At 67.4% G+C, this 24,043-nt stretch carries 22 protein-coding genes; 9 read left to right on the forward strand and 13 right to left on the reverse strand.

What is annotated here, in order from left to right; genetic code table 11:
• Position 1 precedes the first annotated feature (1 nt).
• From ET475_RS04545 to ET475_RS04555, 3 genes are read right to left on the reverse strand one after another with little or no spacing between them, the layout of a single operon-like run.
• The gene (locus ET475_RS04545; RefSeq protein WP_129386439.1) at positions 2-679 is read right to left on the reverse strand and encodes an ABC transporter ATP-binding protein; all 678 of its coding nucleotides are present in this window, start codon (positions 677-679) and stop codon (positions 2-4) included.
• A complete protein-coding gene (locus tag ET475_RS04550) occupies positions 676-1,437 on the reverse strand; it encodes an ABC transporter ATP-binding protein (RefSeq protein ID WP_129386441.1) in 762 nt (253 codons plus the stop codon). The genes ET475_RS04545 and ET475_RS04550 overlap by 4 nt, the downstream gene beginning before the upstream one ends.
• A gap of 2 nt (positions 1,438-1,439) precedes the next feature.
• The gene (locus ET475_RS04555; protein WP_165310744.1) at positions 1,440-2,654 is read right to left on the reverse strand and encodes an ABC transporter substrate-binding protein; all 1,215 of its coding nucleotides are present in this window, start codon (positions 2,652-2,654) and stop codon (positions 1,440-1,442) included.
• A 229-nt stretch (positions 2,655-2,883) separates the two neighbouring features.
• On the opposite strand from ET475_RS04555, the gene ET475_RS04565 reads away from it, so the two are divergent.
• The 6 genes from ET475_RS04565 to ET475_RS04590 all read left to right on the forward strand — a co-directional run bounded on the left by ET475_RS04565 (position 2,884) and on the right by ET475_RS04590 (position 10,094).
• Positions 2,884-4,290: an alpha/beta hydrolase gene (locus tag ET475_RS04565; protein ID WP_165310746.1), complete on the forward strand. Its 1,407-nt coding sequence runs from the start codon at positions 2,884-2,886 to the stop codon at positions 4,288-4,290.
• Between the two features lie 33 nt (positions 4,291-4,323).
• On the forward strand, positions 4,324-5,805 hold the full coding sequence (locus ET475_RS04570) for an aldehyde dehydrogenase family protein (RefSeq protein ID WP_129386449.1): 1,482 nt from the start codon (positions 4,324-4,326) through the stop codon (positions 5,803-5,805).
• A 349-nt stretch (positions 5,806-6,154) separates the two neighbouring features.
• Entirely contained in the window at positions 6,155-6,961 is an 807-nt protein-coding gene (locus ET475_RS04575) for a methylenetetrahydrofolate reductase (RefSeq protein WP_129393664.1), read from the forward strand.
• Between the two features lie 11 nt (positions 6,962-6,972).
• Positions 6,973-7,848, forward strand: a complete 876-nt coding sequence (gene purU, locus ET475_RS04580) for a formyltetrahydrofolate deformylase (RefSeq protein ID WP_129386451.1) — start codon at positions 6,973-6,975, stop codon at positions 7,846-7,848.
• A gap of 71 nt (positions 7,849-7,919) precedes the next feature.
• On the forward strand, positions 7,920-9,323 hold the full coding sequence (ligM, locus tag ET475_RS04585) for a vanillate/3-O-methylgallate O-demethylase (protein ID WP_129386453.1): 1,404 nt from the start codon (positions 7,920-7,922) through the stop codon (positions 9,321-9,323).
• Positions 9,324-9,491: 168 nt separating this feature from the next.
• Entirely contained in the window at positions 9,492-10,094 is a 603-nt protein-coding gene (locus ET475_RS04590) for a PadR family transcriptional regulator (RefSeq protein ID WP_129386455.1), read from the forward strand.
• Positions 10,095-10,109: 15 nt separating this feature from the next.
• On the opposite strand, the gene ET475_RS04595 is transcribed toward ET475_RS04590, so the two are convergent.
• From ET475_RS04595 to ET475_RS04625, 7 genes are all read right to left on the reverse strand, one after another.
• The gene (locus ET475_RS04595; RefSeq protein ID WP_129386457.1) at positions 10,110-11,579 is read right to left on the reverse strand and encodes an MFS transporter; all 1,470 of its coding nucleotides are present in this window, start codon (positions 11,577-11,579) and stop codon (positions 10,110-10,112) included.
• A gap of 188 nt (positions 11,580-11,767) precedes the next feature.
• On the reverse strand, positions 11,768-14,464 hold the full coding sequence (locus ET475_RS04600; RefSeq protein WP_129386459.1) for a family 78 glycoside hydrolase catalytic domain: 2,697 nt from the start codon (positions 14,462-14,464) through the stop codon (positions 11,768-11,770).
• A 15-nt stretch (positions 14,465-14,479) separates the two neighbouring features.
• Positions 14,480-15,322, reverse strand: coding sequence for a fumarylacetoacetate hydrolase family protein (locus tag ET475_RS04605; RefSeq protein ID WP_129386462.1), 843 nt, complete (start codon positions 15,320-15,322; stop codon positions 14,480-14,482).
• A gap of 4 nt (positions 15,323-15,326) precedes the next feature.
• The gene (locus ET475_RS04610) at positions 15,327-16,202 is read right to left on the reverse strand and encodes a fumarylacetoacetate hydrolase family protein (RefSeq protein WP_129386464.1); all 876 of its coding nucleotides are present in this window, start codon (positions 16,200-16,202) and stop codon (positions 15,327-15,329) included.
• A gap of 79 nt (positions 16,203-16,281) precedes the next feature.
• Positions 16,282-17,061 (reverse strand): SDR family NAD(P)-dependent oxidoreductase, encoded by a 780-nt coding sequence (locus ET475_RS04615; RefSeq protein ID WP_129386466.1) that lies wholly within the window; start codon positions 17,059-17,061, stop codon positions 16,282-16,284.
• 30 nt (positions 17,062-17,091) lie between these two features.
• Positions 17,092-17,904, reverse strand: a complete 813-nt coding sequence (locus tag ET475_RS04620) for an SDR family NAD(P)-dependent oxidoreductase (protein ID WP_207205406.1) — start codon at positions 17,902-17,904, stop codon at positions 17,092-17,094.
• A gap of 68 nt (positions 17,905-17,972) precedes the next feature.
• Positions 17,973-18,869 (reverse strand): alpha/beta hydrolase fold domain-containing protein, encoded by an 897-nt coding sequence (locus ET475_RS04625; protein WP_207205407.1) that lies wholly within the window; start codon positions 18,867-18,869, stop codon positions 17,973-17,975.
• Between the two features lie 41 nt (positions 18,870-18,910).
• Here ET475_RS04625 and ET475_RS04630 point away from each other — a divergent pair, with 41 nt between their 5' ends.
• Positions 18,911-19,507 (forward strand): carboxymuconolactone decarboxylase family protein, encoded by a 597-nt coding sequence (locus tag ET475_RS04630; RefSeq protein ID WP_242497763.1) that lies wholly within the window; start codon positions 18,911-18,913, stop codon positions 19,505-19,507.
• 39 nt (positions 19,508-19,546) lie between these two features.
• On the forward strand, positions 19,547-20,356 hold the full coding sequence (locus ET475_RS04635; protein ID WP_129386468.1) for an IclR family transcriptional regulator: 810 nt from the start codon (positions 19,547-19,549) through the stop codon (positions 20,354-20,356).
• A 5-nt stretch (positions 20,357-20,361) separates the two neighbouring features.
• Here the strand turns inward: ET475_RS04635 and ET475_RS04640 are convergent, their stop codons facing one another.
• Positions 20,362-21,147, reverse strand: a complete 786-nt coding sequence (locus ET475_RS04640; protein ID WP_129386469.1) for an alpha/beta hydrolase — start codon at positions 21,145-21,147, stop codon at positions 20,362-20,364.
• Entirely contained in the window at positions 21,140-21,697 is a 558-nt protein-coding gene (locus ET475_RS04645; protein ID WP_129386470.1) for a quercetin 2,3-dioxygenase, read from the reverse strand. The genes ET475_RS04640 and ET475_RS04645 overlap by 8 nt, the downstream gene beginning before the upstream one ends.
• A 168-nt stretch (positions 21,698-21,865) precedes the next feature.
• Between ET475_RS04645 and ET475_RS04650 the strand changes: the two genes are divergently transcribed.
• The gene (locus tag ET475_RS04650) at positions 21,866-23,101 is read left to right on the forward strand and encodes a glycoside hydrolase family 1 protein (RefSeq protein ID WP_129386471.1); all 1,236 of its coding nucleotides are present in this window, start codon (positions 21,866-21,868) and stop codon (positions 23,099-23,101) included.
• Between the two features lie 4 nt (positions 23,102-23,105).
• On the opposite strand, the gene ET475_RS04655 is transcribed toward ET475_RS04650, so the two are convergent.
• Positions 23,106-24,011 (reverse strand): LysR family transcriptional regulator, encoded by a 906-nt coding sequence (locus tag ET475_RS04655; protein WP_129386474.1) that lies wholly within the window; start codon positions 24,009-24,011, stop codon positions 23,106-23,108.
• Between the last annotated feature and the right edge of the window lie 32 nt (positions 24,012-24,043).

Raw genomic sequence — 24,043 nt, forward strand, 5'->3', positions numbered from 1 at the left:
GTCAGTCCTCCGCTCCGGCGACATCGAGACCGCCGAAGTAGGCGTCCTGCAATTCGGGGGCATGGCGCAACTGCTCGGTCGGGCCCTCGGCGACGATGCGTCCCGACTCGAGCACATAGGCGCGCGAGCACAGCTCGAAGGCCAGGCCGATCTCTTGCTCGATCAGCAGCACGGCGGTGCCGCGCGTGCGGTTGAGCTCGGCAAGGTGCTCGACCAGCTGGGCTGCGACCATTGGCGCGAGGCCCAGCGACAGCTCGTCGACGACCAGCAGATCGGGCTGTGCCATCAGCGCCCGCCCCACCGCGACCATCTGCTGCTGCCCGCCCGAGAGCGTGTCGGCGCGCTGGGTGCGCAACCGCCGAAGATCGGGCAGTAGCTCGTAGACCGGAGCGGTGGTCTTGGGGCGATGCCGCCAGGCGCCCAGGCGCAGATTGTCTTCGACGCTGAGTTCGCCGAACATCTGCCGTCCCTCGGGTACCTGCGCGACGCGTCCGCCGACCTCGATCCGTCCCGATACGGGCTTCACTATCCCCGAGATCGCATTGACCAGAGACGTCTTGCCCGCCCCGTTGGGGCCGACCAGCGCCACGAGCTCAGCGTCGCCCACGGTCAGCGACACGCCGTCGAGCGCCGTGGCGGCACCGTAGCGCACGACGAGGTCGTCGATGGAGAGCATCATGCAGCGGCATCCTTACCCAAATATGCGGCGATCACCCGCGGGTCACGGCGGATCTCATCGGGCGTGCCGTCGGCGATGACCTCACCGAGGTCGAGGACCGTGATGCGGTCGGCGAGGCTGGTGACCATCGACACGTCGTGCTCGATGAGCATGATGGTCATACCGTCGCGGTGCAGTTCGCGGATCAGGTGCGACAGCTCGCGTCGTTCGTTCGCACGCAGTCCGGAGGCGGGTTCGTCCAGGAGCAGGAGCTTCGGGCTCGCGGTCAGCGCCCGTGCCAGCTGCAGACGTCGCTGCTGGCCCAGCGGCAGCTGCTCGGCGTCGCGGTCGGCCCACTCCGACAGGCCGACGCGCGCCAGCGCCTCGTGGGCGTCGGCGAAGATCTCGCGCTCCTCCCGCCGGTGTCGCGGCAGGCGCAGGGCCGCGCTGACGGCTCCGGCGCGGGTGCGCGAGGTCGCACCGACCGCGACGTTGGCCAGCACCGACATCCCGGGGAAAAGTCGCGCGCCCTGGAAGACGATGGCAACGCCCAGCTGCGCCCGCCGGTGCGGCGGAAGGCGGTCGATGTGCTGACCGTCGAGCGTGATCCGGCCCGATTGGGCGTGCAGGTGTCCGCTGATCATCGTGAACAACGTCGACTTGCCCGCCCCGTTCGGGCCGATCACGCCTCGCAGCTCGCCGTCGGCGACCGTGAGGGAGACATCCCGGTTGGCGTAGACGCCCCCGAAAGTCCGGGACAGCCGCTCCACGTCGAGCATGACTACTTCGGCGCGTCCGTCTTGAACTTGTCGACCTGCCAGTCGGTGGCCTTCCACACGCCGTCCTTGACGACCATGATGCCGATGGCGCTTGCGTCCAGTCCCATGTGGTCGCTCTTGCTGTAGTGGTAGTGCCCGTTGGGCGTGAGCAGGTCGGTTGCCTCGAGGGCGTCGCGGATCTTGCCGCGGTCGGTCGAGCCGGCCTTCTCGATCGCGTTCTTCAACAGCTCGATGGCCGTCGCGCCGCCATATGCGAACTCGGGCGGGTTCACGCCCTTGTTCTGGTCGCGCCACGGCTGGGCGACGGCCATCACGAGGTCCTTATAGGCGCCGTCGGGCAGGCTGTCGGGGTCGAGTGCTGCTGTGGTGGCGCCGATCACTCCCTCGGCGGCATCCCCCGACGGCTCGAGCCACAGGTTCGACGCCTGCGATCCGGTCACGTAGAAGGGAACGCCCTTGCCGGCGATCTGCTTCGTGATGATCACGGGAGCCGGTCCCGATCCCCACTGCACGAAGGCGTCGGGCTTGGCGGCGACGACCTTGGTGATGAGCGGGGTGAAGTCGGTCGCCGCAGGGTCGTAGGCTTCGTCGAGCACGATGTTCATGCCCGCGGCCTCGGCCAGGCTCTTGGTCGACTTCTCGCCGTTCTGCCCATAGAGATCGGTACCGGTATAGGCGACGGCCACCGTCTTGACGCCGTTCGCCTTCCAGTAGTCCACGAGCGCCGCGGCGTAGATCGCCGTGTTTCCAGGCGAGGTGAACGCATAGGGGTTACTGCCGTCGACGTATTGGTCGACCGGGCTGAGCGCTATCGTCGGGATCTTGTACTGCGTGATGCTCGAGCTCACCGCGGCGGCTGCGGAGGTCATCGAACTGGCCAGCATCGCGGAGTAGCTGTTGTCTGCGGCCATTTGGTTGAACTGCTTCACCGACTCGGTCGGATCGGTCTTATCGTCGGCGACGGTCAGCTCGACCTGACGGCCGTTGATGCCGCCGGCCTTGTTGATGTCGGCGACCGCCTGTTCGGCGGCCTCCTTGTCGCCGGCGCCGAGGGCCGCGAGCGGACCGGTCAGCGGCATCACCGCGCCGATCTTGATGGTGCCGCCGGCATCGCCGGTCGGCGACTGGCCCCCGTTGCCCGAACAACCGGACAGCGCAAGCGCAGTGACAGATGCCGTCGCAAACGCAGCGACGGCAAGCAGGGTCTTGGACTTCATCGTCACTCGATTCGTCATTGAATTCAGGAGCCGGGCCAGATATCAGGTTGCCTGACTATCAGGAAGTATGAACTCAGCGACGGTCGCCGTCAAGACCCGTTGCGGGAACGATGCTGGGTCGTGACATCCGCTCTGTACGCACCGTGCACTGCGCACAGATGCCCCTTGTGCAATTCTCAGGGATCCTGATAATTGGGATCGTCACCCACAGTCGGACGAAGGAGTTCGCATGACCAGACGATTCACCCGCGCCTTCACCACGATCGCCACCTCGGCGGCGCTCGTGCTCACCGGCGGCGTTGCCGCGCAGGCTGCAGCCACCACCGCGACCCCCACCACCGCGACCCCCACCGCCGCCGCGCCGACCCACTTCACCGGCACCCTCAGCGATGGGGCGACCTGGGTCGCCGACAAACCTGCTGTGTGGAACGGCGTTCTCGTGCTGTACAGCCACGGGTTCGGCACCTTGTCCCCCTCTGATGCGCCGAATCCCGACACTCAGGCGGCACTGCTCGGGGCTGGCTATGCGCTGGTCGGGTCGTCTTACAGCGGGCCGAGCCTGTGGGCTCTGGCATCGGCGACCGACGATCAGTTTGCTGCGCTGGCCGCAGCGAAACGCGTGATCGGCCATCCGCGCCAGGTGCTTGCTCTGGGCACGTCGATGGGCGGACTCATCAGCGCTCAGGAGGCTGAGCGCGCAAAGGGACGCATCGACGGAGCCCTCACCACTTGCGGTCTGCTCGGTGGCGGAGTGAACCTCAACAACTACCAACTCGACGGCGAACACGCCATCGCGCAGTTGCTGGCCGACGATCCCGACATCCAACTCGTGGACTACGCCGATGGCGCTCAGGCACAGGCAGCGATCTCGGCTCTGTCCGGCGCCGTGACCGCGGGACAGCAGACTGCGACCGGGCGAGCCCGGATCGCCTTGGCGGCCGCGCTCATGCAAGTACCCGACTGGATCAGCGGCGACACCCCGCCGACATCCGCTGCCGAGCAAGAGTCGCAAGAGGCCGCATGGTTGCCGCCGATGCTGAGCTTCACCATCTCAGGCCGCCCTTCGATCGAGCAGTCCGCCGGCGGTAACGCCTCGTGGAACGTCGGCGTCGACTACGCGAAACTCATCAAGAAGTCGGACAAATACCGGCAGATCCGCACGCTGTACAAGGCAGCCGGATTGAACCTCGATGCCGACCTGCGCACGCTGACCCGCACCGCTGACATCGCGCCCGACCCCACGGCCCTGCGCAACCTCACGGCGACATCCACCGTGACCGGGCGGATCACGGTGCCCGAACTCACCCTGCACACCATCAGCGACCAGCTCGCGCCGGTGACCTACGAGAACCTGTACCGCGACCAGGTGAACCGTGCCGGGCGCGGCCACCTGCTGCGCCAGGCATTCACGCAGTCGATCGGGCACTGCAACTTCACTCCGTCCGAGATCGTGGGCGCCCTGAACGTCGTGCACACCCGCGTGTCAAGCGGGCACTGGCCGAGCACGACAGCACGCTCGCTCACGCGGGCCGCAAATGCCACCGGCGTCGGGACGAGCAGTTTCATCGAGTACCACCCTGCGACGTTCGTCAACGCACGCAGCTACACCTGGCACCATCACCCGTCGCGCCGCTGAGCGGTATCCCACTCTCGACGAGGAGAAGAAGAAATGACCATTCCCCAGACCACGACCGGGTTCGCTCCCGGGCGGCTGTACATCGGCGGCGACTGGCGTGACGCCTCCGACGGCGCGCGCCAAGACGTGATAAATCCCGCCACCGGACACAAGATCACGGATGTCGCGCGCGCGACGACCGCTGACGTCGATGCCGCCGTCGCCGCAGCCCGCGCGGCGTTCGACTCCGGCGTATGGTCGGGGCGTTCCAGCCGCGAGCGTGCGCGCGTGCTGCAGCGTGCGTACGAGCTCATGCGCGAGCGCACCGACGAGCTTGCACGTGCCGAATCAGTGAACGTCGGCAAGCCGATCACCCTCGCGCAGTTCGTCGACGTCAACAACGCGGCCGAGCTCTTCGAGTACTACGCGAGCCTGGGCCACCACCTCGACGGCGCGGTGCGCGAGACCACCGGCGACACCCACGCCTATGTGAAGAAGGAGCCCTTCGGCGTGGTCGCCGCGATCACGCCGTTCAACTTTCCGCTGATCCTGTCGAGCTCGAAGATCGCGCCCGCGCTGATCGCCGGCAACGCCATCGTGCACAAGCCGGCATCGACCACGCCTCTCTCGGCGCTGCTGATGGCCGAGATCCTCGCCGAGGCCGGCGTGCCCGACGGTGTCTACAACGTGGTGACCGGCTCGGGCTCGGCGATCGGCGATCACCTCGTCTCGCACCCCGACGTCGACAAGGTCGCCTTCACCGGATCGACCGCGGTCGGCGCACATGCGGCATCCCTCGCCGCTTCAGCGCTGACCCCGTTCACGGCCGAATTGGGCGGCAACGCCGCGAACATCCTGTTCGCCGATGCCGACCTCGATCAGGCGATTCAGACGGTCATCTCGGCGTTCGTGTTCAACACGGGGCAGTTCTGCATGGCCGGTCCGCGGCTGCTGGTCGAGCGACCGATCTACGAGACGGTGCTGGGCATTCTGCGCGAAGCGGTGCCGCAGGTGCCGTTCGGTGATCCGTCCGACCCGGCGACCGTCATCGGCCCGCTCGCCAGCGCCGATCAGCTCGAGAAGGTCACGGGCATGGTGCAACGGGCCAAGGATGCCGGTGCCACGGTCATCGTCGGAGGCGAGACGGCCGATCTCGGCGGCGGGTTCTACTTCCGCCCGACGGTGCTGGCCGATCTGCCGGCCGACGCGGAGGCAGTGGCCGAGGAGGTCTTCGGCCCGGTGCTGACCGTCGAGCCGTTCGAGAGCGAAGACGAGGCCGTGGTGCTGGCCAACGGCACGGCGTACGGCCTGGCCTCAGGCATCCAGACCCGCGATCTCGCCAAGGCGCACCGCGTCGCAGCCCGGCTGCAGGCGGGCATCACCTGGATCAACGGCTGGGCGCTGATGGACCCGTCGGTGCCGTTCGGCGGCGTGAAGTCGTCGGGCTGGGGACGCGAGGGCGGCCCGGAAGCCATGGAGTCGTACCAGCGGTCGCACTCCATCGTGTTCAATCTGGCCCAGGGCGCCGCCGGCTGAGCGGAGGGCGCCGCCGGCTGAGCGGAGGGCGCCGCCAGCTGAGCGGCATCCGCCGTTCAGCTCGCAGGACGATCTGTCACCGGCCCCGCAACACGCCGGGGTCTTCGGCCGCCCGGGCACGTTCGTCCTGCGGGGTGAACACGCCGCACACCGGGAGAATGCGGGATGCCGCGACCGCACATGCCCCGCAGGCAAACTCCCTCTTGTCATTACCTATGGCCATAGGTAATGTAACGAGTGAGCGCAGCGACGCGCTCCCTGTGACCCGGAAGGACCCGACGTGGCAGCTCACTCCCCCGCCCCCGACACCACCGCCGCCCTGCAGCTGCTCGACGGCTTCTCGCTCGAGATGACCGGCAAAGACGTCCCCGGGCTCGAAGAGGCGGCACAGGCGATTCCGGCCGGCACCAAGATCAACGTGACCTTCCTGGGCAACGAAGACCTCGAGATGCGGGTCGCGGCCGCCAAGCGGGTCAAAGAACTGGGCTTCACGCCGGTTCCGCACATCTCGGCCCGCCGCATCGCGTCGCAGGCCCAGCTCGAAGAGTTCCTGTCGGCGCTGCACGGGGTCGGCGCGACCGATCACATCTTCTGCGTGGGTGGCGACCCGGCCACCCCCGAGGGGCCGTACGCCGACTCGCTGAGCGTGATCCGCAGCGGCATCCTGCCTGACTACGGCGTGAAAGAGGTGTCGATCGCCGGCTATCCCGAGGGACATCCCGACATCCCCACCGATGTGCTTTGGCAGCACCTGGGTGACAAGTCGGCCGCGCTGACAGCGCAGGGGCTGGATGCTGTCATTCTGACCCAGTTCGCGTTCGACACCGACCCCGTCACCGCCTGGATCGACCAGGTGCGCTCCCGCGGGATCGACACGCAGATCCGCATCGGCACCCCGGGGCCGGCGGGGATCAAGCGACTCCTCGGCTTCGCCCGACGCTTCGGCATCGGCGCGAATGCCATGATCGTGAAGAAGTATGGATTCAGCCTGACCAACCTGATGGGCACTGCCGGTCCTGACCGGTTCGTGACCGATCTGTCGGCCCTGCTTGCGCAGGACCCGGCATCGGGTAGCGTCAAGCTCCACTTCTACACCTTCGGCGGACTGCTGGCCACCGCGAACTGGGCCCGCGGGTTCGTCGCGGAACGAGCCTGAGGAGGCCCCGAGTGACTGTCCACAATGAGACCCTGCGCGACCACGCATGCCTGATCGTACACGGCCCCGACCAGCCGGGGCTGGTGGCGGCCGTCACCGGTCTTGTCACCCGCAACGAGGGCAACATCGTCTCGCTGGACCAGTACTCCGACAACCCGGCCGGTGGGGCGTTCTTCCAGCGGGTCGTGTTCCACCGTGCCGACCTGGCCGCTGCCATTCCCGCCATCGAGGCCGACATCCAGGCGACGCTGGACCCGTACGGGGTCGAGTGGACGCTGAGTGATCAGTCGATCCCCAAGCGCATGGCGATCCTCGCCTCCACCAGCGACCACTGCCTGCTCGAACTGCTCTGGCGGCATCGGCGCGGCGAGCTGCCGGTGACCATCCCGATGGTCATCAGCAACCACACCAACACCGCCGAAGACGTGCGCACCTTCGGCGTACCGTTCTTCCACGTGCCCTCGCAGGGCCCCGACAAGTCCGAGGCCGAGGCCAAGATCCTCGAGCTCGTGCAGGGCAACGTCGACTTCGTGGTGCTGGCCCGGTACATGCAGATCATCTCCGAGGACTTCCTCGAGAAGGTCGGGGTGCCGGTGATAAACATCCACCACTCCTTCCTGCCCGCCTTCATCGGCGCCGCGCCCTACCGCAAGGCGAAGGAACGCGGCGTCAAGCTCATCGGGGCGACCTCGCACTATGTGACCCGCGACCTCGACGAGGGCCCCATCATCGAGCAGGACGTCGCCCGCGTCGACCACTCCATGACCGCGAGCGATCTGCAGGCCCGCGGCGCCTATGTCGAACGCGAAGTGCTCGCCCGCGCCGTGCAATGGCACGCCGAAGACCGCGTGATCCGACACGGAAACCAGACCATCGTGTTCGACTGACGCAGCGGCCGACACACGACGGGATGCCTCGACCCGAGGCATCCACCCACCCCATGAACAGAGAGGTTCCCATGGCCGACAACCTTCAGCAGCTCATCGACGAGACCAATCCCGTCGACCTGCTGCGCAACTCGCAGATCGGGTCGTACATCTACCCGGTCGTGCCGGCGGATTTCACGAACTGGATCAAGGAGCAGAAGGCCTGGCGCGACACGGCCGTGCTCTACGACCAGACGCACCACATGGACAACGTGTTCCTCAAGGGCTCCGACGCCATCAAGCTGATCAGCGACACCGCCATCAACTCGGTGGCGACTTTTCCCGTCGATCGCGCCAAGCAGTATGTGCCGACAACCTCGCAGGGGCACGTGATCGGCGACGGCATCCTGTTCCACGAGGCCGAGGACGAGTACGTGTACGTCGGCCGCGCGCCGGCGTCGAACTGGCTGATGTATCACGGCGAGACCGGCGGCTACGCCAACCTCGACGTCACCGTCGACCGCCGCTCGCCCTCACGCCCGTACGGGCACGCGGTGTCGCGGCAGTACTACCGCTTTCAGATCCAGGGGCCGAATGCCTGGCAGGTCATTGAGAAGCTCAACGGCGGCCCGCTCGAGCAGCTGCGGTTCTTCACCATGTCGACCATGCAGATCGCCGGCCGGCAGGTGCGCACGCTGCGTCACGGCATGGCCGGTGCACCGGGACTGGAGGTCTGGGGGCCGTATGAAGACCACGACGCGATTCGCGACGCCATCGTCGAGGCGGGCGCCGAGTTCGGGCTGCTGCCCACCGGATCGCGCGCGTATCCCTCGAACACGCTCGAGTCGGGGTGGATCCCTTCGCCGCTGCCGGCTATCTACACCGGTGAGGCCGAGCGCGGCTACCGCGAGTGGCTCGGCATCGACAGCTATGAGGCGACCGGAACGCTGGCCGGCTCGTTCGTGTCCGAGAACATCGAGGACTACTACCTGACCCCGTGGGAGCTCGGGTACGGCTCGTTCGTCAAGTTCGACCACGACTTCATCGGCCGCGACGCCCTGGAGAAGATCGACCCGGCCACGCAGCGGCGCAAGGTGACGCTCGCGTGGAACGCCGAGGACATGACGAAGATCTACGGCTCGCTGTTCGATGTCGAAGGCCCCAGCTACAAGTTCTTCGACTTGCCGTTGGCCAACTACGGATCGGCGAACTACGACGCGGTCACCGACGCCGACGGCACCGTGGTCGGATATTCGATGTTCACCGGCTACAGCGCGAACGAGCGCCGTGCCCTGTCGTTGGCAACGGTCAACCCCGACGTGCCCGAGGGCGCCGAGGTCACGGTGCTGTGGGGCGAAGACCCGAACACCACCAAGGCCACCGTCGAGCCGCATGTGCAACTGCCCGTGCGTGCAGTGGTCAGCCCGGTGCCGTACTCCACAGTGGTCCGACAGAGCTACCACGGGGGCTGGCGCACCGGCTACACCGAGAGCTGACCGGGTCTCGAACGCGGCGGGGCTGCGGCATCCCTACCCCGCCGCGTTCAGCTCGCAGGACGCTTTCGCGATCCCGGGCGTGTCGCCCGGCGTGTTGTACCGGCTGCAACGAAATCTCCTGCGAACCGAACGGCCCGATAACCTCGATGCGGAGGCGGAAGGAGCGGCATGAGCCTGCGCTACGCACTGTTGGCCATCTTGCGGGTCGGCCCACTCTCTGGCTATGACCTGCAGAAGCAGTTCTCACAGTCGGTCGGACACGTCTGGCATGCGCCCGACTCGCAGATCTATCCCGAGCTGCGCAAGATGCAGGCCGACGGCCTCATCGAGGGGGAAGAGCAGCTGCGCGGACAGCGCGGGATGCGACGGGTCTACCACGTGACCGAGGCGGGCGACCGCGCCTACCAGGAGTGGATGGCCTCACCCCTGGACTACCAGCGGGTGCGCGACCCTGCGCACCTGCGTGCCGCCTACCTTGAGAACACGACCCCCGAGGCGGCCCGCGACTTTCTGCACCGGCACATCGCGTACTGGGAGAGCGAGCTCGAGGCGTTCCAGGGCGAACTCGATCACATCGAGCGCATGGACAGCATGATGCTCAATCGGCGTCTGGCCGTCATCCCACCCGACGAGCACGAGGCCGCCATCGAGTACAAGCGCTTCTCATACGAGGGACTGGCCGAGCGGGCACGCGGCGAGATCGCGTGGGCGCGCCGGGGGTTGGCGCTCGTCGACCGGCTCGAGAGGGTGGATGCCGCGGCCCGACCGTGAGCGCAGAAGTCCGCCTCACGGCGACACCTCCTCGAGCACCCGGTTTCTCGTGTGCACGGTGAACTGGGCGAGCACCGACGCCACGATGAGGAACGACGAGATCAGCAGTAGCGCCCAGGTCACCGACAGGTGCGGGATCAGCGGTGCGAGCACCATGATCCCGATGCCGCCGCCGAGATGGCCGACGCCGTCGACGATCGCGAATCCGGTCGAGCGGGCGCGCGTCGGGAAGTTCTCGGCTGTCAGCGCATAGGTCGGTGAGACCCACAGGTTGAATCCGGCGAAGATGAGGATCGCGCCGATGAAATCCATCGCGAGCGACTGCCCGCCCACGGCGATGATGACGGCGCCGATGAACGTCACCACCGTGGCAACCGGCAGCCAGTACCGGCGCTCGAGCTTCTCGACGATGAACGACATCACAATCGCCTCGCCGACGAACCCGAGCGTGCCCACGGCGGCGACAACTCCTGCCTCGGGAGGACTGAAACTCAGCGAGGTGAGCACCGAGGTGAATCCGGCGGCATACGCATACACGGTGATGTACCCGAAGAACCAGAGGAAGAACAGCAGGATCATCCGCCGCAGATACACCGGGTTGCCGAAGATGTCGGCGTAGGGCACGCTTCGCGCGGGCGGCCAGTGCGTCGGCACGCCCTCCAGGGTTGGTTCGGCCAGAGCGTTGCGCCGGGCAGCGCGCTCCTCCATGGCCGCCGCGATCTTCTCAGCCTCTGCAATGCGGCCGCGCTGCAGCAGCCAGCGCGGCGATTCGGGCAGCTGAAACCGCAGCACTATCGCTATCACGGCCAGGATCGCCCCGATCGCGTACATCCAGCGCCATCCGGTCTCCAGCCCGAGCGCGAACGGCAGACCGGCCGGCCAGGGTTCCGGCGCCGTGGTCAGGAACAGCCCGAGCCAGATGCCGAAGAAGGCGCCCAACGCCGACATGATGAAGATCACAGTGGTGAACTTCGCACGGGACTGCTTGGGCGAGACCTCGCCGATGTACGTGTTCACGATCGCCAGATCGGCGCCGATGCCGATGCCGGTGACGATCCGCGAAATGGTGAAGTTCACGTAATCGCCGGCCAGCGCCGTGTACAGCGAGCCGAGTCCGGTGATCAGCATCGTGATCAGCAGCATGTTGCGCCGGCCGATCCGGTCGGACAGTGGCGAGAGCACGAGTGTGCCCACGACGTACCCGACCAGGTTCAGCAGCGTCGGCAGCGGCAGCGATGCGAGCGCGCTCTCGGGGGTGCAGCCGGGCACCAGCTGCACGCAGGTCTGCACGAACGACACGTTGATGTCGAAGATGTCGTAGAACGTGAACAGGAATCCCAGCCCGACGATGACCAGGAAAGCCGGTGAGAGCGACCAGGTGCGAATGCGATCGAGCCGTGCCATCACGTAGCGGGATGCCTCGGGGATGGGCTCGCCGAGTCTGCGCCGGCTGGCAGGGCCGACGGCGCCCACCGTGCCGCTCATGATGTCGTCCCGCGCGTGGAAACCGTGCCGTACATGTCCGTTCCCCTTTCACTGCGTCGTGATCAGGTCCGGTCAGGACCGGTGTCACACGCGGCTTCGGGCGGGATGTCGCGGGCAACGCCGAGGCTGCCAGGCGGTCGGAAACTTACCACCGCACAAGCCCGGTTGGCCGGGTTCGTGCGAATTCCTCAGGAAGGTTCGGCGGTGTGGCTGCTGTGCCCCACCGGCAGCACCACGTCATGCCCGGGGAGCACGAGCCGGGCAGCGATGCCGTGGGGAATGTCCACGGTGACGGATGCCGCGTCCGCACCGCGCTGCCACTCCACCCCGATGCGCCCATACGGAGTACCCACCTGGGTGCGCACGTGCTGCAGCCCCGAGTCGAGGTCGGGCTCGATCACCGCCGTCCGGTAGCCGGGCGAGGTGGAGCGGATGCCGGCGACGCGCCGATACAGCCAGTCGTCGACGCTTCCCGGTGCGTAGTGGTTGAGCGAGGCCGGGCGGATGACCCCCTCGGGCGAGACAGCGTCCCAGTTCTCCCAGATCGTCGTCGCCCCGTGGTCGACCTCGTACAGCCACGACGGCATCTCACGCTGCCACAGCAGCGTGCGCGCGAGAGCCGGGTACCCGTGATCCCACAGCACGTCGAGCAGATACGGCGTGGAGAGAAACCCGGTGTCCAGACGGTCGCCGCGGGCGTGCACGAGCTCGACGAGCCGCGCGGCGGTCGCCGACCGGCGCGCGGGCGGCACCATGTCGAAGGTGAGAGCAAGGACGTAGAGTCCCTGCAACCGCACCGGCAGATCGCCTGCGGCATCCACATACTCGGCCGCGAAGGCGGCGCGCACTTCGGCCGCGCGATCGGTGAGTTCCGCTGCCTCATTCGATCGGCCGAGCACTCCGGCCATGGCCGCGGCAAGGCTCAGTGTCTGCGCCTGGAACATCGGCGCGATGTATTCGCCGGTCAGCGCCGGCGCTATGCCGATGGCCTCGTGCAGGGGTCGCCCGCGCAGGGTCGACGGGGTCAGCCAGTCGCCGAACTGCTCCCCCGTGTTGTAGAGCAGCGCCTGGTGGCGGCGCTGGGCAGCTGTCAGCTCGACGCCGTGCAGTCGCGTCGGCAGTTCGGATGCCGCCGTCTCACGCTGGTACGCGATCCACCGGCACACCGCGGCGTAGTTGTCCTCCAGCAGGCGGCGGTCCCCGGTGCGCTCATACAGCGTCCAGGGCACTATCGCGATGGCGTCACTCCAGCCGGCGGCGGCGACGATCGAGCCGACCCCGTTCGCATCAGCTGCGGCCTGAGCATCGAACGGCGAGCGCGGCGAGAAGATCGGCACCCGTCCGTCGGGCAGCTGGTCGGCGCGCAGGTTGTCGAGCCAGCGCGAGAGGAACGGCACCACCTGGGCGTTGTTGGTCGCAGCGGCGGCGAAAACCTGCAGATCGCCGGCCCAGCCGGCGCGTTCGCGCTGTGGACAGTCGGTCGGGATCGACAGGAAGTTGCCGCGCTGACTCCAGACGACATTGTCGTGCAGCCGTTGCAGTCGCGGGTCGGATGCCGCAAACCCGCCCGTCTGCTCGAGGTCACTGGCCAGCACCACGGCGACGATGTCGCTCGAATCGAGCCGGTCGATTCCGCGGACGCGCACATATCGGAAGCCGTGGAAAGTGAACTCGGGCTCCCACTGATCGTCCCCGCCGGCGCCGATGAAGACGTCCGCCTGGTCTTTGTTGATGCCCACGATGTTGTCGAACCACGAGCCGTCGGCGGCGAGTGTCTCGGTGTGCTCGATGACCACCTGCTGGCCGGGCGTGGTCTTGTACAGCCGCACCCGCACCCGGCCGGCGATCACCTGGCCGAAGTCCACGACGAACCCCGCCGCGGTCTCGACGACCGACACAGCCCTCAGCTCGTGCACGCGACGCACCGGTTCCCCCGCGAAAGGGCGCAACGTGGTGTGATCGTGCCCGGTCTCGCGCACCGGCCGCCACTCGTCGTCGGCGAATCCGACCCGATTCCAGCCATCGGGGTCGGCGCGCCGGTCGAACCGCTCGCCGATGAAAAGGTCGGCGTACGCCCACGGACCGGGAGCGCTGCGCGCGTCGGCACCGGATGCTACGACCTGACTCGTACCGTCGGCGTGGTCGATGTGCACCTGCCAGATGGCGGCGGTGCGCGTACCGAACTGGGCGCTGGACCCGGTCAATCCGATCCGCCCCGCCCACCACCCGTCGGCCAGCGCGAGCGCGAGCACGTTCTCGCCTTCGTGCAACCGCGCGGTCACGTCGTAGCACTGCACCGACAAGCGGCGCAGGTAGGCATCCGATCCCGGCGCGAGCACCTGGTCGTCGGCGCGCGCACCGTTGACGAACGCGGAATACACGCCGTGTGCGGTGGCATACAGACGTGCACGCACCGGTGCGGCATCCAGGGTGAACCGCTGCCGGATCAGCTGCGGCGGGCGCAGCCGCTGTTCGGGTGCGCCCTCCGGCTCGAGGCCGCGGATCCAGTCGAGAATGCTCCACCGCTCGACGAGGGCGTCCTGCTGCTCGGGCTCGACCCATGCCGCCTGCCAGTCGGTGACGTGCAGCAGTGCCGTCTCGAACGTCGACTCGGCCCAGGCGGTCCACGCGCCCGCGGTCGTACGGCTGCGCACCCGCCAGGTGTACACCGTGTTCGAGCGCAGGGGCGTGCCGCGGTATTCGATCAGCGCTGTCTCATGCGAATCGGCGGGTCCCGGTGCCCACACCGGGCCTGCGGCATCCGACACCTGCACCTCGAAGGCTGCTTGGTCGTGATCGACCAGCCACGTGAAACGAGGCACGGCCGTGCCGAGACCGATCGGCGCCGTCAGGTACTCGACGCGCAGGTCACGGCAGACGGTCATGGGGTTCTTTCGCGGTCAGGCGAATCGGGTGGTCAGCGTGCCGATGCCCTCGATCTCGCTGACCAGCACGTCGTCGGTGCCGATGAACCTCGGCGGAGTGCGCCGGTTGCCGATCCCCGAAGGGGTACCCGAGAAGATGATGTCGCCCGGCAACAGCGCACACACTGCTGACAGTCGCACGAGCAGTTCGGGCACGTCGTAGAGCATCATCGATGTGCGCGAGGACTGCATCCGCTCCCCCGACAGACGGCATCCGATCGCCAGGTCGTCACGGTCGGCCAACTCATCGGGTGTGACCAGCCACGGGCCGGTGGGCCCGAATCCGGGAAACGACTTGCCCAGGCTGAACTGCGGCGCCGCACCCTGCAGCTGTGTGACCCGCTCAGACAGGTCCTGCCCGATCGTGAGCCCGGCGACGTGGTCCCAAGCCTGCTCGCGGCCGAGCTGAAAGCCCTCGCGGCCGATGACGACGACCAGTTCGACCTCCCAGTCCACATGCCCCTCGGGCAGCGATACGACGGTACGCTGCCCGACGATGCAACTGGGGAACTTCGTGAATGTCACAGGCATCGCGTCGGGCGGATACCCCGCCTCGGCGGCGTGCTCGGCATAGTTCAGTCCGATCGCGAACACCTGCCGCGGGCGCGGAACCGGGGCATCCAGTATCGCGGGATCGAACGGTACGACGGGAGTGGATGCCGCTTCTGCCCCGCCCTGCGCCCACCGAGTGAACGCAGCCCAGTCATTGAAAAGGGTCTGGGGGTCGGGGCCGAATCGGCCCTGCGATGCTGCAGCGATGTCGACCGCGCCGTCTTTCATGACCAGAACGGCACGACCGGCGAGGTTGGCCAGCTTCACGCGATCACCAGTCCACGCGCTGCGGGGCCGGCTCGCCGTAGCGGTCCTGCCACGAGATGACGCGGTTGCGCAGCACGCCGATGCCCTCGATCTCGGCCTCGACCACGTCACCGGGCTTGAGGTAGAAGTCGAACGGGTCCGGCTGCACGGCGGCGACACCCGAGATGGTGCCGGTGGTGATCAGGTCGCCGGCGCTGAAGTTCTGCGGCGAGTGGTACGCCACCAGGTGCGGCCACTTGATGCGGGTGCGGTTCGTGTTGCCCTGCTGACGCACCTCGCCGTTCACCCGCAGCTCCATGGCCATGTTGTGCATGTCGGGCACTTCGTCCTTCGTGACGATCCACGGTCCGATCGGGCAGAACGTGTCGATCCCCTTCGAGAACGAGAACACCCCCGATTCCATCTCCTTGCGCTGGATGTCGCGCGCGGTGATGTCGTTGAAGACCGTGAACCCTGCGATGTAGTCTTCAGCCTCGTCGGCGTCGAAGAACTTGCCGCTCTTGCCTATGACGATGGCCATCTCGAGTTCGTAGTCCAATTCCTTTGTCAGTCCCTCGGGATAGACGATGTCGTCGTCGGGCCCGATGATGGCATCGAGGTTCTGGAAGAACACGATGCCCTTGTGCACGGGATGCGACCAGTCCACCGCGGTGAGCTCGTTGTGGTGGTCGATGAAGTTACCCGCGGTGTGGAAGAACTTCTTCGGGCGAATCGGCGCCTCGAGCTTCACGTCAGCATAGGCAAGCCGTTCGCCGGTCTCGCGTACGTCGCCGCCGCGCTCGAAGTACTCGCGGGTGGAGGGGACGTCGAGTTCGATGACGAGGCCCTCCTCGAGTTCCAGGCGGCCGACCCGGCCGCCGTCGAAGGTGATGAGCTTCATGGGGTTGTCTCCTGTTTGTTCGTTTCGACTCGCTGCGCCCGCGGGATGAACGCCAGGGCGCCCGAATGCGGGGGAGGTGCTACGCGCCGACCATCGTGTTGCCGCCGTTGGCGACGATGTAACCGCCGGTGAGGTGGGCGGATTCGTCGGTGGCCAGCCACAGACAGGTACCCGCGACATCGGCCGGAGTGGCGATCACACCCATCGGCGTCTGGGCGAGCACCTGCTCCCGACGCCCGTTCTTCCAGTCCTCTCGGCTCTTGAGGCGCTCGGTCTCCATGAATCCGGGGGCGAAGGTGTTCACCCGCACCTGGGGTGCCAGTGCCCGTGCGTACGACTTGGTCACGCCGAGGATGCCGTACTTGGCCGCCGCGTACTGCGGCGCCCGGGGCGACCCGTTCACGACGACGGTGGAGCCGACGTTGACGATGGCACCATGCCCATCGGCGTGCATGCGCCCGCCGAATTCATGTGTCATGAGCAGGGTGCCCTTCAGATCGACGTCGATGACGTCATCGAGGGCTTGCTGCGTGAGCTCACGCCATCCCTGCTGCTCGCTGGACATGTCGCCGACGTTGTTGATCAGCACGTCCAGGCCGCCGAACTGCCGCCACACCTCGTCGGCCATGGCCGTGATCTGATCCCACTTGGCGATGTTCGCCTGCACGATGATGCCGTCAGAGCCGGCTTCACGAACGCGCTCGAGCGTGCGCTCGGCACCGGCCTTCGAGCTGTTGTAGTGCACGGCCACCGTCGCGCCCTCCTCAGCGGCGCGGGTGGCGATCTCGGCGCCGAATCCGGTGCCGGCGCCGGTGACCAGCACCGTCTTGCCGGCGAACCTGGGATAGATCTCGGACATCTTCGACCTTCTCTCTCTTGCGTGTGACGGTCAGACCAGGGTGCGGCCGCCGTCGATGTACATGACATGACCGGTGATGAAACCCGCGTGCCGCGACGAGAGGAACAGCGCGGGGCCGGTGACCTCTTCAGGCGTGCCCAGGCGCCCCGCGGGTACCAGGCCTTCGAGACTCTCGCGCTTTCCCGGCTTGGCGAGCTCGCCCGCCGTCAGCGGCGTCTCGATGTACCCGGGTGCCAGCGCATTGACGGTGACCCCGGCGTCGGCCCACTCGCGAGCCATCACCCGCAGCAGCTGGTTGATGCCGCCCTTGGATGCCGCATAAGGCCCGTGCGAGTGATGCGCGAGCAGTCCGGAGACGCTGGACAGAGCCAAGATGCGCCCCGAACGTTGCTCGACCATGTGGCGGCCGGCTGCCTGGGCGAGACCGAACAGCGTCGACAGGTTCACCCGCAGGATGTGGTCCCACTCGTCCTCGGTGAACGCGAGGATAGGCCGGCGATCGTTGATGCCGACCGCGTGCAGCAGCACGTCGAGGCCGCCCAGGCGCTCGACCGCGTCAGCCACGACCCGGGCGCCGGCGCCGTGCTCGGTCAGGTCGGCGCGGAGAAGTTCGCAGGCAACCCCTGCCTCATCGAACGCGACGGCGACCGCGTCGAGCACGCTCTGTTCGCGATCGACGACGGCGACGGATGCTCCGGCGGCCGCGTACGCGAGAGCACACGCTCCGCCGATCCCGCCGCCCCCTGCCACGAGTACCCGAGCACCCGTCAGACCGAGCCAGGCTGCATCGCGTGTCCCTACCGCGGCCGCGTGCGTGCCGTCGATCTCGGCGTTGATCACCATCGAACCCACCACTTCATTTAATAAAAGTCACTTTCTGTAAATGAGAGTATCTCGTCGGTACCTGTTCGTCAAACCTCGTCAGCCAAGAAGGCCGCGATCCGGTCATAGCTGCGCACGGCCGAGGGGTCTCCGGGCGCATTGAGGAACCCGTGCATGTTCGGCTCATCCACGAGCTGCGCGACCACGCCAGCAACCTCGAGCTCGGCGGCATAGGCCTCGCCGGACGGTCGCAGCTCATCTTGGTGGGCGGTGATGACCAGAGTGGGGGTGAGACCGGTCAGGTCGTGACCCCCAGGGAAGGCATACGGGTCAGCCGCCGAGTGGCCGCCGAGATAGTTCTCGTTGAGCGCCTTCGTGATCTCGGGAGGGAAGCCCATTCCGGCCGGCAGCTGCGCGATGATCGCGGCGAGCTCGGCGTCGGGCGCCGGCACCGTGGCATGCAGAACGGGGTAGACGAGCACCGTGCGTGCAGGCGATGTGCCGCGATCACGCAGGCGCAACGCGGCCCCGCCGGCAAGATTGCCGCCCGCGCTCGCACCGCCGATGCCCACCCGCAGCGGGTCGGCACCGAATCGGGCAGCGTTCTGCTGGGCCCAGTCGAAGGCGGCGACCAGTTGCAGCGAGGCGACGGGGAACGGCGCGCGCGGACGGTCACCGCCCACGGCGATGAGCTGTTCGGGTGTGGGCATGCCCTCGATGTCGGGCGCTGGCAGCAGTGAGATGACTTCACCGGGCGCGAGGGTGTAGTCAACCGAGACCACCGTGGTTCCCCGTGCGGCAAGCTCGCGCGCGGTGAGGTCCGCTTCGGGCATCGCCAACTCCCCGAAGACGAAGGCTCCGCCGTGGGCCCACACCAACATCGTGCCGTTCGGCGTGGGCGCCGGGTAGGTGCGCACGGTGAAATCGTGGTCGGCCGCGCGCAGCGCGGTGTCGCTGGTCTCGATGGTCGCAGCATTGTCGGTCATGAGGCATCCAATCATCACTCAATGAAAGTTACTTTTATACAATGGAGTATGTCGCAGCTCGCGACATGACGAAAGACGAGGTGGCCATGTCGTCGAGACTTCCCCGACTCACGCCCGATGCACTCGATGCCGCCCAGCGCACGCTGTACGACGCGATAGCGGCCGGGCCCCGGGCGCAGGGAGCTCAGCACTTCGACCTGACCGCGGCCGACGGTTCGTTGCGCGGGCCGTTCAACGCAATGCTGTTCTCGCCCGCGCTGGGCACCGCGCTGCAAGAGGTCGGAGCCGCCGTGCGGTACCGCACCTCGCTCAGCGATCGCGCCCGCGAACTCGCGATCCTGCTGGTGGCCACGCGCTGGAACAGCGCCTTCGAGCGAGAATCGCACGAGGCCATCGGTCGTGCGGTCGGCCTCACCGATTCCGAGATCGCAGCAACGAGGAACTCCGACGCCGCCCCGTTCAGCGGCATCGAGCACACCGTGGCTCGCACGGTGCTGGCGCTGCTGGACGGCGACCTCGACGATGCCGCGTGGGCCGCGGCATCCCGTGATCTCGGCACGGCCGCCGTCGTCGAACTCACCACCCTCGTCGGGTACTACTCGACTCTGGCGCTGCAGTTGCGCGTCTTCCGCGTGTGATTTGCCGCGAACCCCTGATCGGAGATACGGTTTCGCTCTATGAAAGCTTCTGCTCAGACTCAGGCCTCGACCGGCGCCAAGACGGGCAACCGATATCGCATCGAAGCTCTCGCCAAAGGGCTCGACGTGCTGCGACTGTTCGACGAGACGACCACCTCGCTCAAGCTGCGCGAGATCTGCGACCGCACCGGCATCCCGATGCCGACGGCATTCCGCGTGGTGGCGACGCTGGAAGAAGAGGGCTTTCTCGAGCGACTGCCCGACGGCGGCATCCAGCCCGGCGTCGCCGTGCTCACCCTCGGTTCGGCAGCATTGCGCGGTTCGGGCCTCGTGCAGCTGAGTGAGCAGCCGCTTCGCCATCTCGCTGAGCAGATCGGCGAGACCGTGAATCTGGGAGTGCTGCTGGGTGACCAAGTGCTCTACCTTGCGCGAATGCGCAATTCCGATCTGGTCACGGCGAACATCCAGGTGGGCTCGACGTTGCCGGCCGCCTACACGTCGATGGGCAAGCTGCTGCTGGCCTACCTCTCGCCCGACGAGGTGCGGCAGACGCTTGCCGACTATGATTTCAGCGCCGCAGCCGGGCCGAACGCCGCCACGTCGTCGGAAGAGCTCGTCGCGCGCTTGGCCGAGATCCGCGCGCAGGGATACGCGCTGCAAGATGAAGAGGTCGCCGCGGGGCTGCGCTCGGTTTCCGTGCCGGTGTTCGGGCGCGATTCGCGGCCCGCTGCAGCGATAAACATCGCGGTTGCGGCCAATCGACACAGCCTGGCCTCGCTGCGCGGTCCCCTGCTGCACGCGCTGCAGAGCACGGCTGATGATGTCTCGCTGCGCCTGCGCTCGGCCTGACGGGCTCATCTGCACACGCGTGTGCAGAACGCGGCCGCCGCATCCACCAGCGACAACCGATCGACATCGGCGCCGTGCCACATGTGGCCGGCGCCGGGCACGAGCGTGAGCTCGACCGGCGCACCCACCGCACGCAGTGCCGCGGCGAGCGCCTGACTCTGCGCGGGCGGAACAGCTTCGTCGGCGAGACCGTGGCAGATGAGGAACGGCGGGGCACCGGCGCGCACGTGCGAGACGGGACTGGCCGCTCGAGCACGTGCCGGGTCGGCAGACAGTGGATGCCCGAGCCATCCGGCTTCCCGAGTGGTCGGGTCGTCTGCCTGCCCCAGCGCCTCGGCCATCGCGGGCAGGTCGGCCGGCCCGTACCAGTCCACGACGCCTCGCACCCCTGGGTCTTCGAGCCCCGCCAGCGCAGCCAGGGTCGCTCCGGCCGATTCGCCCCACAGCACCATGCGCGAGGCGTCCACCCCGTAGCCGTCAGCGTGCGCACGCAGCCAGGCCAGTGCCGCGGCAACATCGTCGATCTGGGCGGGAAACCGCGCCTCTCCACTGAGTCGATAGTCGAGGGATGCCACGGCCAGGCCTGCGGCGACGATCCGCGGGAACGCCTGCCCGGCCTCGATCGCCGGGCACAGCACGCGTCGGCTGCCCGCGCGCCACCCCCCGCCATGGAGGAACACGACCAGCGCAGCGCCGGGGACGGCGGGCAGATGCAGGTCGAGGCTCAGCGGCCGGAAGCCGACGTTCTCGGCGAAGACCAGGTCGCGGAGTACGCGCGGGCCGTCAGTCATCGAGGAACGAGTAGTCCGGCCGGAAGATCGTGCCGTGCGCCTGGCCCGCCGACATCATCTGCTCGATCGACGGGGCGAAGAACTCGTCGGGGGCGGGGATGCCGGGCTTGTCGGTCGCCTTGCCCATTTCATGGAAGAACCGCCCGAATCCGGCGGTGCTCACCCCGAGAATGCGCGAGTCGGCCGACTCAATGCGAAACGCATGGATCACCCCCTGCGGCACGTACCCGAACCCGCCAGGGGTGAGCACCTCGTCGCGCTTGAAGCCGTTCTCGTCGTCCATCCAGACGTGCACGGCGCCGTTGGTGATGAAGAAGATCTCGTTCGTGTCGAGGTGCACGTGCGCGGGGATGATCTGGCCCGCGTTGCCATCACAGGTGAACACGTCGTATTGCCCGTTCGTCTCGTCGCCGGTCAGCAGCACGGTGAACAGCGTGTCGAACACGACGCTCTTCTCACCGCCACCGGGCGCGAGAAAGAACGGGGCGGGTTTTCCGGGCAGGATTCCGGCGTGCGGGTGCGTCGTTGACGTGGCTTCGTCGAGGGACATCTTTCAACCTCCTTGTTGATACGGCTGTCTTCATAGTGCGAGATCGGGCGGTCCGAAGCCAGTTCGATCTGCCTACAGCCCGTTAGGCAGGGCCTATCGATCACGGCAGACTATTCATTGTACGAAAGTGACTTTCATCTGATCCGTCGACTGTGGTAGACCTGACGGATGAGCGAGACCGCAGGCATCGACTTTCTGTGGGGGGTGGCCACTGCCGGCCACCAGAACGAGGGCGAGAACATCCACAGCGACACCTGGTTTCTGGAGCACGTGTCTCCCACCGTTTTCCAGACCCCTTCAGGCAAAGCCTGCAACAGCTGGGAGCTGTGGGAGACCGACCTCGACCTGGCCCAGCAGATGGGCCTGAACGCCTACCGCTTCTCCATCGAATGGGCACGCGTCGAGCCCACTGAGGGTGAGTTCTCCCCGGACGCCCTCGCCCACTACGAGGCGTTCGTCGATGGATGCCGCGCCCGCGGCCTCGCGCCGCTGGTGACCTTCAGCCACTTCACCGCGCCGCACTGGTTCGCACGTCGCTCGGCCTGGCTCGACCCCGAGGCACCGATGCTGTTCGCACGGTTCGTCGACACCGTGATGCGGCGCTTGGGCGACCGCATCGCCGTGGCGATCACCTTCAACGAACCCGATCTGCCCGAAATGCTGACGTGGGCCGATCTGCCGCCGATCGTCGCCGAACTCGAGCGTGCGACGCTTCAGGCTGCCAGCACCGCCGCCGGAGTGCAACGCTATCGGGCGGGCAACGTGATGCTGCCCGAAGACTTCGCCGGAATGCGCGCCGGCATGACTGCCGCGCATCGCGCGGCACGGACGGTGATCAAGCGCCATCGCCCCGATCTGCCGGTGGGTCTGAGCCTGGCGATGGTCGACGACGTCGCGATCGCTGGCGGCGAGGCCCTCCGCGACCGCAAGCGCGCCGAGGTGTACGACTACTGGCTGCAGCTGGCCGCCGAAGACGATTTCGTGGGGGTGCAGAACTACGAGCGTCTCGTCTATGGACCCGAGGGCGTGATACCTCCGACATCCGGCGTTCCCGTCAACGAGATGGGGACGGCCATTGAGCCGGGGTCATTGCGCGGCGCGGTCGAATACGCCCATCAGATCAGCGGGGTCCCCGTGCTCGTCACCGAACACGGGGTCAGCACCGACGATGACGCACTCCGCGCCGGAATGCTCGAGCCGGCCATCGCCGAGCTGTTCACGGCGATCGAGCACGGAGTGCCGGTGCTCGGGTACTGCCACTGGACGCTGCTGGACAACTTCGAGTGGATCTTCGGCTACTCCCGGCACCTGGGCTTGCATACCGTCGACCGCGAGACGTTTGCGCGCACCCCGAAGCCGAGCGCGCGCGTCTATGCCGACATCGTGCGGCGTCACCTGTCCTGACCGCTCACGCGCCGGCGACCGGCTTCTGCGATTCGGTGAGCACTATCTCGACGAACGCGGCGACCGTCGGCGACACGCGTCGCCGCGTGCACAGCAGGACAGTGGCCGGTTCGATGTCGACGATCGGAATGAATGCGATGTTCGGGCGCCGATAGTGCGTGGCCGCTGATGAGGCGGCGATGTTCACCCCGACGCCCGCGGCGACGAGCTCGAGAATTCCGTCCATGTCCTGCGCCAAGGCGCCGACGGCCGGATGCGTGCCGTCTGGTCGAGGATCCACGAGCCACCACGCGAGGGCGTCGGGATCGCCCCCGGACACGGCGATGAACGTCTCGTCGCCGAGTTCGCCGATAGTGACGGCATCCCGCCCCGCCAGCGGATGCGCCGCAGAGACGATCAGCACGCGCGGTTCGCTCCACAGCGGTGTGGCCTGCACACTGCGTTCGTCAAGGGGCAGCGGCGCCGGCGCGAAAACCGCGTCGACCCGGTCGGCGGTCAGCTCCGCCTCGGCGTCGAAGAATCCCACCTTGCGCATCTCGAGCCGCAGGTCGGGGATCTGCTGCACGGCACTCATGATCGCCGCAGTGGTGAGCGGTCCGGCCCCGGCAGCGACCAGACCGATGCGCAGTGCCGGTGATGTCCGGCCGTGCCGCGCGGCGATCCAGGCGGTCAGTTCGTCATGGGCATCGACTACGCGACGCGCCTGCGGCAGCAGGGCCCGGCCGGCATCGGTGAGGGCGACCTCACGAGACGTGCGATCGAACAGCCGCTCGCCGACCAGCCGCTCAAGTCGCGAGATCTGCTGGCTGAGAGAGGGCGACGAGATGTTCAGGCTCTCGGCGGCCGCACCGAAGTGAAGGTGGTCGGCGAGAGCGCAGAAGTAGCGCAGGGTCGGGATGCTGACGTCCATGTCGCTCCGGTCACGATTGTTAGGCACAGCCT

The organism is Microbacterium protaetiae, from assembly GCF_004135285.1.
Lineage (GTDB): Bacteria > Actinomycetota > Actinomycetes > Actinomycetales > Microbacteriaceae > Microbacterium > Microbacterium protaetiae.

Excerpts from the sequence above, each read along its gene's own strand:
- ET475_RS04545 (WP_129386439.1), bottom strand. The coding sequence starts at position 679 with ATGATGCTCTCCATCGACGACCTCGTCGTGCGCTACGGTGCCGCCACG.
- ET475_RS04550 (WP_129386441.1), bottom strand. The coding sequence starts at position 1,437 with ATGCTCGACGTGGAGCGGCTGTCCCGGACTTTCGGGGGCGTCTACGCC.
- ET475_RS04555 (WP_165310744.1), bottom strand. The coding sequence starts at position 2,654 with ATGAAGTCCAAGACCCTGCTTGCCGTCGCTGCGTTTGCGACGGCATCT.
- ET475_RS04565 (WP_165310746.1), top strand. The coding sequence starts at position 2,884 with ATGACCAGACGATTCACCCGCGCCTTCACCACGATCGCCACCTCGGCG.
- ET475_RS04570 (WP_129386449.1), top strand. The coding sequence starts at position 4,324 with ATGACCATTCCCCAGACCACGACCGGGTTCGCTCCCGGGCGGCTGTAC.
- ET475_RS04575 (WP_129393664.1), top strand. The coding sequence starts at position 6,155 with ATGACCGGCAAAGACGTCCCCGGGCTCGAAGAGGCGGCACAGGCGATT.
- ligM (WP_129386453.1), top strand. The coding sequence starts at position 7,920 with ATGGCCGACAACCTTCAGCAGCTCATCGACGAGACCAATCCCGTCGAC.
- ET475_RS04590 (WP_129386455.1), top strand. The coding sequence starts at position 9,492 with ATGAGCCTGCGCTACGCACTGTTGGCCATCTTGCGGGTCGGCCCACTC.
- ET475_RS04595 (WP_129386457.1), bottom strand. The coding sequence starts at position 11,579 with ATGAGCGGCACGGTGGGCGCCGTCGGCCCTGCCAGCCGGCGCAGACTC.
- ET475_RS04600 (WP_129386459.1), bottom strand. The coding sequence starts at position 14,464 with ATGACCGTCTGCCGTGACCTGCGCGTCGAGTACCTGACGGCGCCGATC.
- ET475_RS04610 (WP_129386464.1), bottom strand. The coding sequence starts at position 16,202 with ATGAAGCTCATCACCTTCGACGGCGGCCGGGTCGGCCGCCTGGAACTC.
- ET475_RS04615 (WP_129386466.1), bottom strand. The coding sequence starts at position 17,061 with ATGTCCGAGATCTATCCCAGGTTCGCCGGCAAGACGGTGCTGGTCACC.
- ET475_RS04620 (WP_207205406.1), bottom strand. The coding sequence starts at position 17,904 with ATGGTGATCAACGCCGAGATCGACGGCACGCACGCGGCCGCGGTAGGG.
- ET475_RS04625 (WP_207205407.1), bottom strand. The coding sequence starts at position 18,869 with ATGACCGACAATGCTGCGACCATCGAGACCAGCGACACCGCGCTGCGC.
- ET475_RS04630 (WP_242497763.1), top strand. The coding sequence starts at position 18,911 with ATGGAGTATGTCGCAGCTCGCGACATGACGAAAGACGAGGTGGCCATG.
- ET475_RS04635 (WP_129386468.1), top strand. The coding sequence starts at position 19,547 with ATGAAAGCTTCTGCTCAGACTCAGGCCTCGACCGGCGCCAAGACGGGC.
- ET475_RS04640 (WP_129386469.1), bottom strand. The coding sequence starts at position 21,147 with ATGACTGACGGCCCGCGCGTACTCCGCGACCTGGTCTTCGCCGAGAAC.
- ET475_RS04645 (WP_129386470.1), bottom strand. The coding sequence starts at position 21,697 with ATGTCCCTCGACGAAGCCACGTCAACGACGCACCCGCACGCCGGAATC.
- ET475_RS04650 (WP_129386471.1), top strand. The coding sequence starts at position 21,866 with ATGAGCGAGACCGCAGGCATCGACTTTCTGTGGGGGGTGGCCACTGCC.
- ET475_RS04655 (WP_129386474.1), bottom strand. The coding sequence starts at position 24,011 with ATGGACGTCAGCATCCCGACCCTGCGCTACTTCTGCGCTCTCGCCGAC.